This is a genomic window from Streptomyces sp. NPDC051136, from assembly GCF_044455745.1.
GTDB lineage: Bacteria > Actinomycetota > Actinomycetes > Streptomycetales > Streptomycetaceae > Streptomyces.
In genome coordinates this window covers 515246-528095 of record NZ_JBITFE010000005.1, presented here as the reverse complement: position 1 = coordinate 528095, position 12850 = coordinate 515246, and the positions used below count along the sequence as shown (strand labels likewise).

11 protein-coding genes and 1 riboswitch are annotated in these 12850 nt (G+C 75.8%); of the genes, 8 read left to right on the top strand and 3 right to left on the bottom strand.

Annotated elements, in window-relative coordinates; translation table 11 throughout:
* Positions 1 to 8: 8 nt before the first annotated feature.
* From ACIBCJ_RS17685 to ACIBCJ_RS17675, 3 genes are all read right to left on the bottom strand, one after another.
* Positions 9 to 1427 (bottom strand): hypothetical protein, encoded by a 1419-nt coding sequence (locus tag ACIBCJ_RS17685; protein ID WP_393530248.1) that lies wholly within the window; start codon positions 1425 to 1427, stop codon positions 9 to 11.
* 180 nt (positions 1428 to 1607) lie between these two features.
* On the bottom strand, positions 1608 to 2735 hold the full coding sequence (locus tag ACIBCJ_RS17680; RefSeq protein WP_365980291.1) for an alpha/beta fold hydrolase: 1128 nt from the start codon (positions 2733 to 2735) through the stop codon (positions 1608 to 1610).
* 116 nt (positions 2736 to 2851) lie between these two features.
* On the bottom strand, positions 2852 to 3574 hold the full coding sequence (locus ACIBCJ_RS17675) for a class II aldolase/adducin family protein (RefSeq protein ID WP_362103675.1): 723 nt from the start codon (positions 3572 to 3574) through the stop codon (positions 2852 to 2854).
* A gap of 224 nt (positions 3575 to 3798) precedes the next feature.
* Between ACIBCJ_RS17675 and pitH the strand changes: the two genes are divergently transcribed.
* The 8 genes from pitH to ACIBCJ_RS17635 all read left to right on the top strand — a co-directional run bounded on the left by pitH (position 3799) and on the right by ACIBCJ_RS17635 (position 12789).
* Entirely contained in the window at positions 3799 to 5067 is a 1269-nt protein-coding gene (gene pitH, locus ACIBCJ_RS17670; protein ID WP_362103674.1) for a low-affinity phosphate transporter PitH, read from the top strand.
* Between the two features lie 34 nt (positions 5068 to 5101).
* Positions 5102 to 5323, top strand: coding sequence for a hypothetical protein (locus ACIBCJ_RS17665; RefSeq protein ID WP_133890429.1), 222 nt, complete (start codon positions 5102 to 5104; stop codon positions 5321 to 5323).
* A gap of 231 nt (positions 5324 to 5554) precedes the next feature.
* Positions 5555 to 5630: riboswitch (cobalamin riboswitch) on the top strand.
* Positions 5631 to 5756: 126 nt separating this feature from the next.
* Positions 5757 to 6779 (top strand): cobalamin biosynthesis protein, encoded by a 1023-nt coding sequence (locus ACIBCJ_RS17660; protein ID WP_365980290.1) that lies wholly within the window; start codon positions 5757 to 5759, stop codon positions 6777 to 6779.
* Positions 6776 to 8284, top strand: a complete 1509-nt coding sequence (locus tag ACIBCJ_RS17655; RefSeq protein WP_365980289.1) for a cobyric acid synthase — start codon at positions 6776 to 6778, stop codon at positions 8282 to 8284. Before ACIBCJ_RS17660 ends, ACIBCJ_RS17655 begins: the two co-directional genes overlap by 4 nt.
* The gene (locus ACIBCJ_RS17650; protein WP_365980288.1) at positions 8281 to 8745 is read left to right on the top strand and encodes a cobaltochelatase subunit CobN; all 465 of its coding nucleotides are present in this window, start codon (positions 8281 to 8283) and stop codon (positions 8743 to 8745) included. The genes ACIBCJ_RS17655 and ACIBCJ_RS17650 overlap by 4 nt, the downstream gene beginning before the upstream one ends.
* Entirely contained in the window at positions 8742 to 10835 is a 2094-nt protein-coding gene (locus ACIBCJ_RS17645; RefSeq protein ID WP_365980287.1) for a putative cobaltochelatase, read from the top strand. Before ACIBCJ_RS17650 ends, ACIBCJ_RS17645 begins: the two co-directional genes overlap by 4 nt.
* The gene (gene cobO, locus ACIBCJ_RS17640) at positions 10835 to 11434 is read left to right on the top strand and encodes a cob(I)yrinic acid a,c-diamide adenosyltransferase (protein WP_362509588.1); all 600 of its coding nucleotides are present in this window, start codon (positions 10835 to 10837) and stop codon (positions 11432 to 11434) included. Before ACIBCJ_RS17645 ends, cobO begins: the two co-directional genes overlap by 1 nt.
* Positions 11428 to 12789 carry a cobyrinate a,c-diamide synthase gene (locus ACIBCJ_RS17635; RefSeq protein WP_362103668.1) on the top strand — a complete coding sequence of 454 codons (1362 nt, stop codon included), beginning with the start codon at positions 11428 to 11430 and terminating at the stop codon, positions 12787 to 12789. Before cobO ends, ACIBCJ_RS17635 begins: the two co-directional genes overlap by 7 nt.
* The last annotated feature ends 61 nt before the right edge of the window (positions 12790 to 12850 follow it).

The window sequence follows — 12850 nt, the reverse complement described above, 5'->3', positions numbered from 1 at the left end:
CGGGGCGCTCAGCTGCCCCCGGTGTGGACCTGGAAGGCCGCCCGGCGCACGGCCTTGGCCAGCGCGGGATCCGGGTGCGCGGCGGCGAGGGCGACCAGGACCTGCACGGTGCGGGGGTGCCCGACGGCGCGGACCTCGTCGAGCAGGGCCGGGACGGTGGCCTGCACCGCCGACTCCAGGTGCCGCACCAGCAGCGGCGCCTCCCCGTGGTCGGCGACGGCCGCCGCGGTGTCGACCCACAGCCAGGTGGCCTCCGGGCGGGTGAGGACCTCGTGGGCGTCCTCGGGGTCGGCGCCGTCGTGCTCGGCCAGCCAGAGCAGGGCGTACGGCCTGAGCGTCGGCTCGTCGAGGACCGCGCGCACGTCCGGCTCGGCGGGGGCGCCGACGACCCGCAGCGCGTCGAAGGCGAGGCCGCGCAGCAGGGCGTCCTCACCGCGGGCGGCGCCGAGCAGCTCGGCGACGGCGCTGCCGACGGGGCGGGCGGCCAGCCAGGCGCGGTACTCGGCGCGGGCGGCGTTGGGGCGGAGCCGGCCGCAGCCGCGGAGCATGCCCTCGGCCGACTGCTCGATGTTGCCCGCGGGGCTCTGCGCGGCGACGCAGATCTGCTCCAGCTTGACCCAGACCGCCCAGTTGCCGAGCGGGGTGAGCGTGGCCTGGCCGTCGTCGCAGGTGAGGGCGCCGACGGAGGCGAGGGCGTCCAGGGCCCAGTCGAGCAGCGGGGCGAGCGGCGTGTCGGCGGCGGGGCCCGGGACGGGCTCGGTGCCCGGTGTGCCGGGCTCCAGCCGGGGGCCGTAGGGCACCTCGCAGCGTTCGGTGCGCAGTTCGGTGACGCGCTGCTCCAGCAGGTCCAGGAGCTGCGCGACGGGGACGGGCCCGGCGGACAGCTGGAGGAAGGAGAGCACCTGGGGCATCGCGGAGACGACCTCGGCCACCGCGGCGGGCTCCTGCCCGGCGGGTTCTGGGTGGGCGAGCGACCAGGCGTCGAAGAGGGCGACCCAGCCGCGCAGCACGGCGCCGTCGTCGCGGTTCCAGGCGCGCAGCCGCCAGCCGGGGCGGGCGGTGCCGCCGTGCACCTCGACCAGTCCGGCGAGGCGTGCGGTGTCCCAGTCGGCGCGGACCTCGGCCGCGGTCAGGCCGAGTGCGCGCGCCGCCTGGTCGGCGGTCGCGTCGGACAGGGTGGCCTTGCCGTCGGCGGTCGCGCTGCCGCGTCCGGGGCCGAGGGCTGAGTCGGCCCAGCGGGCGACCCGGGCCGCGTCGGCGAGACCGGAGCGCGCCATCGCGGCCAGCTCCGACCTGGCCGGTGTGCCTTCCGGGGGGCGCGGCGCGGGGCGGCGCGGACGACGCTGATTCATCGCTTGGGGGGCGGCGGCCAGGGGTCGTGGGCGGACGAGTCGAAGCCTGGAGTCGCGCGGGATACGGGACGTCACGGGTGCAGTCTTCCGGTTGACGGTCCGAAAACCCAAACGGAAGGCCCCGTCGGCCTCCTGGGAGGGCGGACGCGGAGGCCGGACACGCCGTCCGGCCACCGGACCGGGCCGGTGGTACGGCGCGGAACGGAACCGGAGCGGGTCGCGTCGCGGCGAGCGCGGGGCGGGGGTGCGGCGCGCTCAGACCAGGGGGGTCATGAAACGGCGGAAGGTCTCCTCGTAGTCCTCGGGGTCCGCGTTCCACATGGCGCCGTGCGGGGCGTCGCGGACAGTGTGGAGGGCGACGAGGCGCGAGTGGGTGTCGGCGAGACGCCGGGAGAGGCGCCAGGGGGCCACCGCGTCGCCGGGGCCGTGGTAGATCAGCGTGGGCACCGACGGGCGGTACAGCCCGGCCATGCCGGCGTCCTGGTCGCCGCGCAGCCCGGCGCGGCCCTGGGCGGCCCGGACAGCGAGCGGCAGCAGCGCGCCGGGGGTGCGGCGGGCCGCGGCCAGGGCGCGCAGGGTGGTCTCCCAGCTGAGCACCGGGGAGTCCAGGACGAGCCCCGCGATGCGCTCGCGCACGCCGGAGAGCGCGGCGGTGCGCAGGGCCATGGTGGCGCCGGTGGACCAGCCGAGCAGGACGACCTGGCGGGCGCCGTGGTCGACGGCGTAGCGGACCGCCGCGTCCACGTCGCGCCACTCGGTCTCGCCGAAGTGGTGCAGTCCGTCGGGCGAGGGCGGGGCGCCGACGTCGCCGCGGTAGGCGAGGGCGAGCACCGGCACCTCGCGGCGGTGCAGGGGGGCGATGAGGTTCAGGGCGTGCTCGCGGGTGGCGGCCAGGCCGTGCACGGCGATGACCCAGGTCGGCCGGGCCCCGGGCAGGAACCAGGCCGGGAGCGGGCCGAGTTCCCCCGGGACCTCGACGTCGGCGTACTCGAGGCCGAGGGCCGTGCCCGGGTTCCCGACGTACAGGTTGGGGGTGAACCACGCCCGGTCGCCGGCCTGGACGGTGCCGTGCGTGACGCGTTCGAGGCGGCGCACGACGGTGTCGGCGCCGTGCTCGACGGTCCCGAGGACGGGTCCGACGACCGCGTGGGAGCCGTCACCGGCGAGCCCGTACCGGCCGGGGCGCAGCGCGGCCAGGTCCCGGGTGAGGGTGATCTGCCCGGCGGCGGTGCCGTGCACGGTGAGCCGGGGCTCGGTGGGCAGCGGCCGGCCGGGGGGCGCCTTGAGCGCGGCGTCGCTGGCGAGCCGGCCGACGGCGATGCTCGCCGCCGAGGTCGCCAGAGCTGCGGTGACGGCGGCTGCCGTTGCGGTGACAGTGCGCATGGGGCCAGTCTCCTGGTGGAGTCCGCGGGCGGCCAGTGGACGGGTGACGGGGAGTGACGGCGCCCTCGTGTCCCGTAGCCGGTACCCGCGAACCCGCCGGGCACGCCCCCCGCGCGTCAACTCCGCTGCCCGTATCCCCGCAGCCGCCGGGCCGCCTCCGCCAACTCCGCCTCCGTCAGCAGGGACGGCGAGTGGCCGGGCACCGAGGAGGCGGTCAGCCAGAGGCGGCACATCCACTCGAGCTGGGCGGTGCGGTCGTAGGCCTGGTCGAGGGAGCCGCCGTAGGTGATCGTGCCGTGGTTGCGCAGCAGGCAGCCGGTGCGGTCGGTGAGGGCGTCGAGCATGCCGCGGGCGAGGGCGTCGGTGCCGTAGGCCGCGTACGGGGCGACCCGGACCGGCCCGCCGAGCGCCGCGGTCATGTAGTGCACCGGCGGGAGTTCCGGGACGAGCAGCGAGACCGCCGTCGCGTGCACGGCGTGGGTGTGGACGACGGCGCGGGCGTCGGGGGCGGCGCGGTGGACGGCCAGGTGCATGGGCAGCTCGCTGGTGGGGACCAGCGTGCCGAGCACCTGCCGTCCGTCCAGGTCGACGCCGGTCACGTCGTGCGGGGCCAGACGGTCGTAGGGCACACCCGAAGGGGTGACCAGGACCGTGTCGCCGACACGGACCGAGACGTTGCCGGAGGTGCCGACCACCAGCCCGTCCGCCACGGTCCGCCGGGCCGTCGCGACGAGCGCCTCCCAGGCCGCCGCAACGGACGCCTCCACGGCCGGGCCGGGGTCCGCCTTCCCGTCCGGCCCTCCGGCCCGGTCCGCCCCCGCGGCCCGCGAATTCGTCACAGTCACCGTCTCCTGCCGGGCCGCCCGCGGCCCCTCGTGTCCCGTCGCCGAACGGCGTCGCGGTGATCCTGCCAGGCATGTCTCCGGAGAGCATCGGAGCGGGCACGCAGGGGGAGGTCGCGACGCCGTTTCCGGTCACCGTCACGCCCTGCTCAGTTCATCTTCCGTTCACTCTGGTTACCTAGGTTCGTCGCGCCAACGACCTCGAACGATTGCCTGGGTAAATGGAAAGCTTCTCGCTGATCCTCGCGATTGTGGTGGTAACCGCACTCGCGTTCGATTTCACGAACGGTTTCCACGACACCGCGAACGCGATGGCGACGACCATTTCGACCGGTGCGCTCAAGCCCAAGGTGGCGGTGGCGATGTCCGCCGTCCTCAACCTTGTAGGCGCCTTCCTCTCGGTGGAGGTCGCCAACACGATCTCCAAGGGTCTCGTCGACGAGACCGGCATCCGTCCCGAGGTCATCTTCGCCGCACTGGTCGGCGCGATCCTCTGGAACCTGCTGACCTGGCTGGTCGGGCTCCCGTCCAGTTCCTCCCACGCCCTGATGGGCGGACTGATCGGTGCCGCCGTGGCCTCGGCCGGCCTCGGCGCGGTCAACGGCGACGTGCTCGTCACCAAGGTGCTCCTGCCCGCGGTCGCCGCGCCGATCGTGGCCGGGGTGGCGGCGCTGCTCGCGTCCCGGATGACGTACTCGCTGGGCCGCAGGGCCGACGGCAAGGCGGCCGCGAAGGGCTACCGCGCCGGCCAGATCGCCTCCGCCGGTCTGGTCTCGCTGGCCCACGGCACCAACGACGCCCAGAAGACGATGGGCATCATCACCCTCGCCCTGATCGCCGGCGGCTCGCTCGCCCCCGACTCCGACCCGCCGGTGTGGGTCATCCTGGGCGCGGGCCTGGCCATCGCACTCGGCACCTACCTGGGCGGCTGGCGCATCATCCGCACCATGGGCAAGGGCCTGACCGACCTCCAGCCGCAGCAGGGCTTCGCCGCCCAGACGAGTGCCGCGACGGTCATCCTGGCCTCCTCGCACCTCGGCTTCTCCCTGTCCACCACTCACTCGGTCTCCGGCGCGGTGATGGGCGCCGGTCTCGGCCGCAAGGGCGGCGTGGTCCGCTGGTCCACGGCCACCCGGATGTTCGTCGCCTGGGGCCTGACGCTGCCGGCCGCGGCCCTGGTCGCCGCGCTCGCCGAGTGGGTCTGCCGCCTCGGCGACTGGGGCACGGCCCTGGTCGCGGTGTTCCTGATGGCGGCCAGCTTCGCGATCTGGCGGATCTCCCGCCGCGAGGTCGTCGACCACACCAACGTCGTCGACGCCGACCCCGCCGCCGGGACGCCCGGGCAGCCCGAGCCCGCCGGTGTGGTCACCACCGCGATGGCCGCCGTGTCCCCGCCCCCGGCGGGCGTGACCGACCACCTGGCGGCCACCCTCCCGGCGCCGGTGACCACCGCCGACTCCAAGGCCCCGTCGGCCGCCACCCCCGTCTGAACCCGCGTCCCGGGTACGAAGGAAGCGAACCTCCATGAGCATCGACTGGGCAGCCCTGGGCTCCGTCTTCGGCGTCAGCCTCGTGGCCACGGTGGCCCTGGTGGGCCTGTTCACCCTCGGCATCGTCGGCCTCTCCCACCGGGAGCGGGCCGCCGCCGAGGGCGGCTCCGCGCCCCTTGCGGTCACCGGCGCGTACGCGTGCTTCGCGGCCTGCACGGCGGCGGTGGCGTACGGGATCTACCTGATCGTCGCCTGACCGCCGCCCGAAGCACGGCGCACGCCCCCGGGGCGGGGCGCGGAACGGACTCGGACCGTTCCGCGCCCCGCCCTTTCGTGCGTCCGCGCGTTCCGTGCACCGGCTCGTTTCGTGTGCCGGCGCACGCTGTTCGCGTGTGGGCCTGCGCACACTCCCCCGTCGCAGGTCAACGCCAGGTTGACGGGTGTTCGCGGGCCGTGGTGGACTTCCCGGGCCATCTACGGCGGCAGGAGAGGAAGCCCGGTGCGAATCCGGCGCGGTCCCGCCACTGTGACCGGGGATCAGGACCCCCGGGAGCCAGGAACTCTCACCGCCGGACTCTTCGAACCAGGGCGTGGACACCCTGAGTGAGGACATGACGCGATGCCCGGCTGCCGCCACCGCACGACGCCCCGTACCCGGTGCCTTTCTGCCCGTGTGACCGGCTGAGCCCGTGCGTGCCGGACGCGACTTCGCGTACGGCGCCGCCGCCGGCCTCCTCGGCGACCTGCTCCTCGGTGATCCGCGCCGCGGGCACCCGGTCGCCGCGTTCGGCCGTGCCGCGGGCGCCGTGGAGCGGGTGCTGTGGGCGGACCACCGGGGCCGCGGCGCCCTGCACACCGCCGTGTGCGCGGGCGGTGCCGCCGCCCTCGGTGCGGCAGCCGCGCACGCCGTACGCCGCTCCCCCGCCGCCTCCGTCGCGCTGACCGGCGCGGCCACCTGGGCCGTGGTCGGCGGCACCTCGCTCGCCCGCGAGGCCCGGGCGGTCGGACGGGCCCTGGACGCCGGGGACGTCGAGGCGGCGCGGGCGCGGCTGCCGCACCTGTGCGGCCGGGACCCGCAGGCGCTGGACGCCGACGGGATCGCGCGGGCCGTCGTGGAATCCGTCGCCGAGAACACCTCGGACGCGGTGGTGGGCGCCCTGGTGTGGGGCGCGGTGGCCGGAGTGCCCGGACTGCTCGGCTTCCGGGCCGTCAACACCCTGGACGCGATGGTCGGCCACAAGTCGCTCAGGTACCGCCGCTACGGGTGGGCCTCGGCCCGCCTGGACGATCTCGCGGGCTGGCCGGGCGCCCGCCTGACCGCGGTACTGGCCACCGTCGCGGGCGGTGATCCGCGGAGCGCCGCACGGGCCTGGCGGGCGGACGCCGCCCGGCACCCGAGTCCCAACGCCGGGCCCGTGGAAGCCTCGTTCGCGGGCGCCCTCGGCGTGCGGCTCGGCGGGACGCTCTCCTACGGCGGGCGGACGGAGCACCGGCCCGTCCTCAACGGGGCGGCCGGGCGCGGCGTCCGGGCCGGTTCGGGGGACATCGACCGGGCGGTCCGGCTGTCCCGGCGCGTGAGCTGGCTGGCGCTGGGCGTGTGCGCGGGCGTGCGGCTCCTCGCGCGCGGGACCGGCGGAGCCGGCGCGGTCGGCGGGGTCACCGGCGGAGGCAGCCGGATCAAGAGGGTCAGCGGGAAGGGACGTACGTCATGAACGGTGGCCTGCTCGTCGCCGGTACCACCTCCGACGCCGGGAAGAGCGTCGTCACCGCCGGCATCTGCCGCTGGCTGGTGCGCCAGGGCGTCAAGGTCGCCCCGTTCAAGGCGCAGAACATGTCGCTCAACTCCTTCGTGACCCGCGAGGGCGCCGAGATCGGCCGGGCCCAGGCGATGCAGGCCCAGGCCTGCCGGGTGGAGCCGACCGCGCACATGAACCCCGTGCTGCTCAAGCCCGGCGGGGAGCGCAGCAGTCAGGTCGTGCTGCTCGGCAGGCCCGTCGGCGAGATGAGCGCCCGCGGCTACCACGGCGAGCGCCAGGGGCGGCTGCTGGACACCGTGCTCGGCTCGCTGGCCGAGCTGCGCGCCTCCTACGACGCGGTGATCTGCGAGGGGGCGGGCAGCCCGGCCGAGATCAACCTGCGGCGCACCGACATCGTGAACATGGGGATCGCCCGGGGCGCCGGACTCCCGGTCCTGGTCGTCGGCGACATCGACCGCGGGGGCGTCTTCGCCTCGTTCTTCGGCACGGTGGCGCTGCTGGCGCCCGAGGACCAGGCGCTGGTCGCCGGGTTCCTCGTCAACAAGTTCCGCGGCGACGTGTCGCTGCTGGAGCCGGGTCTCGACATGCTGCACGGCCTCACCGGGCGGCGGACGTACGGCGTGCTGCCCTTCCGGCACGGGCTCGGCATCGACGAGGAGGACGGTCTGCGGGTGTCGATGCGAGGCACGGTGCGGGAGTCCGTCGTCGCCCCGCCGGTCGGCGAGGACGTGCTGCGCGTCGCCGTCTGCGCCGTCCCGCTGATGTCCAACTTCACGGACGTGGACGCGCTGGCCGCCGAGCCGGGCGTCGTGGTGCGGTTCGTGGACCGGCCGGAGGAACTGGCCGACGCCGACCTGGTGATCGTGCCGGGGACGCGCGGGACGGTACGCGCGCTGGAGTGGCTGCGGGAGCGGGGGCTGGCGGACGCGGTCGTCCGGAGGGCCGCCGAGGGGCGGCCGGTGCTCGGGATCTGCGGCGGTTTCCAGCTCCTCGGCGAGCACATCGAGGACGAGGTCGAGTCGCGTGCCGGACACGTGGACGGCCTCGGACTGCTGCCCGTGCGGGTGCGGTTCGCGCGGGAGAAGACCCTCACCCGGCCGGTGGGCGAGGCCCTCGGCGAGCGCGTCGAGGGGTACGAGATCCACCACGGGGTCGCCGACGTCACGGGCGGTTCCCCCTTCCTGGACGGCTGCCGGGTCGGCCAGACCTGGGGCACGCACTGGCACGGTTCGCTGGAGTCGGACGGCTTCCGGCGGGCCTTCCTGTGCGAGGTGGCCGGCGCCGCGGGCCGCCGCTTCGTGCCGGCCCCCGACACCTCGTTCGCCGCGCTCCGCGAGGAGCAGCTGGACCGGCTCGGCGACCTGATCGAACAGCACGCGGACACCGACGCGTTGTGGCGGCTCATCGAGTCCGGCGCGCCGCGGGGACTGCCCTTCGTTCCGCCGGGAGCGCCCGCATGAGCACCGTGAGGACCGTGCTGTCGCCGTCGACGGCCGGCACGGGCGTGCCGCCGGTCCGTGCCTCGGACGCCGGCCACCGGCTCGGCGGTCCCGCCCGCGTCGACGTCCGAGAGGCGCTGCCGGGCCCGGCCGAGGGCGCGGGCCTCGCCGTCGTACGGCTGCCCGGCGGCGGGGGCGCTTTCGGCGGGGCGGCCACCGCGGACCGCCTCGTCGGGTACGGCGCCACGGCGGGAGTCGTGGACGGCCGGACGTACGGGCGGCCCGGCGCCGAGTACGTCTTCGCCCCGGAGGACCGGGGCCTCATGAAGGCATCCGGCCCGTGGGCGCCGGGCGGCAGCACCGAGCGGCCGCCACAGGCCGCCGGCCTCGGCCTGTGGGCCGAACCGGACGCGCGGACGCCACAGCGGCCGCGCGCCACCGATCCGGAGTCAGAGGGCGACTTGGAGGGCGACGACAAGTGAGTATCCCGTTCCCGTTCACGGCCGTCGTGGGTCAGGACGACCTGCGACTCGCGCTGCTGCTGAACGCCGTGTCCCCGGCGGTCGGCGGTGTGCTGGTCCGCGGGGAGAAGGGCACGGCGAAGTCCACCGCGGTGCGAGCGCTGTCGGCGCTGATGCCTCAGGTGGACGTCGTCTCCGGGTGCCGCTTCTCCTGTGATCCCGACTCCCCCGACCCGGGCTGCCCGGACGGCCCGCACACGCCGGGCGCCTTCGCCTCGCGCCCGGCGCGCATGGTGGAGCTGCCCGTCGGCGCCTCCGAGGACCGGCTGGTGGGCGCCCTCGACATCGAGCGGGCGCTCGCCGAGGGCGTGAAGGCCTTCGAGCCGGGCCTGCTGGCCGACGCGCACCGCGGCATCCTCTACGTCGACGAGGTGAACCTGCTCCACGACCACCTGGTCGATCTGCTCCTCGACGCCGCCGCGATGGGCGCCTCCTACGTCGAGCGCGAGGGTGTGTCGGTGCGGCACGCCTCGAAGTTCCTGCTGGTCGGCACCATGAACCCCGAGGAGGGCGAGCTGCGTCCACAGTTGCTCGACCGGTTCGGGCTGACGGTGGAGGTCGCGGCCTCGCGCGAGCCCGACCAGCGCGTGGAGGTCGTACGGCGACGGCTCGCCCACGACGACGACCCGGCCGGTTTCGCGGCGCGCTGGGCCGACGAGGAGGCCGCCGTACGGGCGCGGATCGCGGCGGCGCGGGAGCTGCTGCCGTCGGTGCGCCTGGGCGACGGGGCGTTGCGGCAGATCGCGGCGACCTGCGCCGCCTTCGAGGTGGACGGCATGCGGGCCGACATCGTGATGGCCCGGACGGCGACCGCGCTGGCGGCGTGGGCCGGCCGGACGGACGTGCTCGCGGAGGACGTGCGGCAGGCGGCGCTGCTGGCGCTGCCCCACCGGCGGCGGCGCAACCCCTTCGACGCGCCGGGGCTGGACGAGGACAAGCTGGACGAGACGCTGGAGGAGTTCGGCGGGCAGGACGAGCCCGACGGGGGTGGAGACGGCCCCGGCGGTGACGGGCCCGACGGGAGCGGGGACGGGCCCGACGGTGACGGGGGCGACGACGATCCCGATCCCGGGCCCGGTGGCGGCCCCGGTGGGCAGCCCGAGCCCGAGGACGCCCCCCGGGGCGACGGCGACGCGGCCACGCCTCCCGAGGCCGGGGAGGCCGGTGAGGGCGGGGAGCCGCAGCCGGCCGGGGGTTGCGGTGAGCAGTCCCCCGTGCGGGCCGCGGAGCCGTTCCGGACCAGGGTGCTGAGCGTGCCGGGTCTCGGCGAGGGCGCCGCCGGGCGCCGTTCGCGGGCGCGGACCGAGCACGGCCGGACCACCGGGGCCCGCCGCCCGCAGGGGGCGCTGACCAAGCTGCACCTGGCGGCCACCGTGCAGGCGGCGGCGCCGCACCAGCGGGCGCGGGGACGGTCGGGGCGCGGTCTGGTCGTGCGCCGGGACGATCTGCGGCAGGCCACTCGCGAGGGGCGGGAGGGCAATCTCGTGCTCTTCGTCGTCGACGCCTCGGGGTCGATGGCCGCGCGGCAGCGGATGGGCGCCGTCAAGGGGGCCGTGCTGTCGCTGCTGCTGGACGCCTACCAACGGCGGGACAAGGTGGGGCTGGTGACCTTCCGGGGTACGGCCGCCGACGTGGCGCTGCCGCCGACCTCTTCGGTGGACGCGGCGGCGGTCCGGCTGGAGTCGCTGCCGACCGGGGGACGTACGCCGCTGGCCGCCGGGCTGCTGCGCGCCCACGAGGTGCTGCGGGTGGAGCGGCTCCGGGACCCGGCACGGCGGGCGCTGGTGGTGGTGGTGACGGACGGGCGGGCCACCGGTGGTCCGGAACCCGTCGCGCTGGCCTCGCGGGCGGCGCGGCTGTTCGCCGCCGACGGGGTCGCCTCCGTGGTGGTGGACTGCGAGTCGGGGCCCGTGCGGCTCGGGCTCGCGGGGCGGCTCGCGGGTGAGCTGGGCGGTACGGCGGTGACGCTCGACGAGCTGCGGGCCGACTCGATCGCCGGTCTGGTGAAGGACGTTCAGGGCAGCGGACAGCACAACGGGAGGGTCGCGTAATGCCACAGGGGAAGCCGAGTGTCGTACCGGACGACGGACTGACGACCCGGCAGCGGCGCAACCGGCCGCTGGTGTTCGTGCACACGGGGGTCGGGAAGGGCAAGTCCACCGCCGCCTTCGGGCTGGCGCTGCGGGCCTGGAACCAGGGGTGGCCGATCGGGGTGTTCCAGTTCGTCAAGTCGGCCAAGTGGAAGGTCGGTGAGGAGAACGCCCTGCGGGTGCTGGGCGCGTCCGGGGAAGGCGGCACCGTCGACTGGCACAAGATGGGCGAGGGCTGGTCCTGGGTCCAGCGCGACCAGCAGCAGGACAACGAGGAGAAGGCCAGGGAGGGCTGGGAGCAGGTCAAGCGCGACCTGGCCGCCGAGACGTACAAGCTGTACGTGCTGGACGAGTTCGCCTACCCGCTGCACTGGGGGTGGATCGACACCGACGAGGTGGTCTCCGTGCTGCGCGACCGGCCCGGCACCCAGCACGTGGTGATCACCGGGCGGAACGCGCCCGCCGCCCTGGTGGACTTCGCCGACCTCGTCACCGACATGTCCAAGGTCAAGCATCCGATGGACACCGGCCAGAAGGGGCAGAGGGGCATCGAGTGGTGACCTCCGCCGCCTCCGCCGTGCCCCGGCTGGTCGTCGCCGCTCCCTCGTCGGGCAGCGGCAAGACCACCGTCGCCACCGGCCTGATGGCCGCGCTCACGGGGCGCGGGCTCGCGGTGTCGCCGCACAAGGTCGGACCCGACTACATCGACCCCGGCTACCACGCGCTCGCCACCGGGCGGGTGGGGCGCAACCTCGACGCGTACCTGTGCGGGCCCGAACTGGTCGGGCCGCTGTTCCTGCACGGGGCGCGCGGGTGCGACATCGCCGTCGTCGAGGGCGTGATGGGGCTGTACGACGGGGCGGCGGGCGAGGGCGAGCTGGCGTCCACCGCGCAGGTCGCGAAGCTGCTCGGGGCGCCGGTGGTACTGGTGGTGGACGCCTCGGCGCAGTCGCGGTCGGTGGCGGCGCTGGTGCACGGGTTCGTGAGCTGGGACCCGGAGGTGAGGGTCGGCGGCGTCATCCTCAACAAGGTCGGGTCGGACCGGCACGAGGTGATGCTGAGGGAGGCGCTGGAATCCGTCGGGGTGCCGGTGCTGGGGGTGTTGCGGCGGGCGCCGCAGGTGGGTGTGCCGTCGCGGCACCTGGGTCTCGTGCCCGTCGCCGAGCGGCAGAGTGCGGCGGTGGACGCCGTCGCGGCGATGGCGGCGCAGGTGGCCGACGGGTGTGACCTGGAGGCGCTGGTCCGGCTGGCGCGCGGTGCGGGGCCGCTGGGTGCCACGGCCTGGGAGCCGGGTGAGGCGCCGGACGGGACCGGGACGCGGGTCGCCGTCGCCGCCGGCGCGGCCTTCACCTTCTCCTACGCCGAGCACTCCGAGCTGCTCACCGCCGCCGGAGCCGAGGTCGTCCCCTTCGATCCGCTGCGGGACGAGGAACTGCCCGAGGGGACCGCGGGGCTCGTCGTCGGGGGCGGTTTCCCGGAGGTGTACGCCTCCGAGCTGTCCGCCAACGAGCCGCTGCGCAAGGCCGTCGCCGAGCTGGCGCTGAGCGGTGCTCCCGTGGCCGCCGAGTGCGCGGGGCTGCTGTACCTGTGCCGGGAGCTGGACGGTCTGCCGATGTGCGGGGTGCTGGACGCCACCGCGCGGATGTCGCAGCGGCTGACGCTGGGCTACCGGGACGCCGTGGCCGTGTCCGACAGCGTGCTGGCCGGCGCGGGGACCCGGATGCGGGGGCACGAGTTCCACCGGACGGTCGTGGAGCCGGGGGCCGGGGCGGCGCCGGCCTGGGGGATGCGGACGCCCGAGCGGCGCGTCGAGGGATTCGTCGAGCGCGGGGTGCACGCGAGCTATCTGCACACGCACTGGGCGGCCGAGCCGGGTGTCGCCCGCCGGTTCGTGGAGAGGTGCCGCACGTCGTGAACGGCGGGCCGACGGGGGTGCCGTGCCCGTCGACGCCAGCCCCGCCCGCCCGGCGCGGGGG

What these genes read in the sequence shown, in the direction of transcription:
- ACIBCJ_RS17665 (WP_133890429.1), top strand. Translation starts at nt 5,102, where the DNA reads ATGAGCATCGACTGGGCAGCCCTGGGCTCCGTCTTCGGCGTCAGCCTC.
- ACIBCJ_RS17680 (WP_365980291.1), bottom strand. Translation starts at nt 2,735, where the DNA reads ATGCGCACTGTCACCGCAACGGCAGCCGCCGTCACCGCAGCTCTGGCG.
- ACIBCJ_RS17655 (WP_365980289.1), top strand. Translation starts at nt 6,776, where the DNA reads ATGAACGGTGGCCTGCTCGTCGCCGGTACCACCTCCGACGCCGGGAAG.
- cobO (WP_362509588.1), top strand. Translation starts at nt 10,835, where the DNA reads ATGCCACAGGGGAAGCCGAGTGTCGTACCGGACGACGGACTGACGACC.
- ACIBCJ_RS17650 (WP_365980288.1), top strand. Translation starts at nt 8,281, where the DNA reads ATGAGCACCGTGAGGACCGTGCTGTCGCCGTCGACGGCCGGCACGGGC.
- pitH (WP_362103674.1), top strand. Translation starts at nt 3,799, where the DNA reads ATGGAAAGCTTCTCGCTGATCCTCGCGATTGTGGTGGTAACCGCACTC.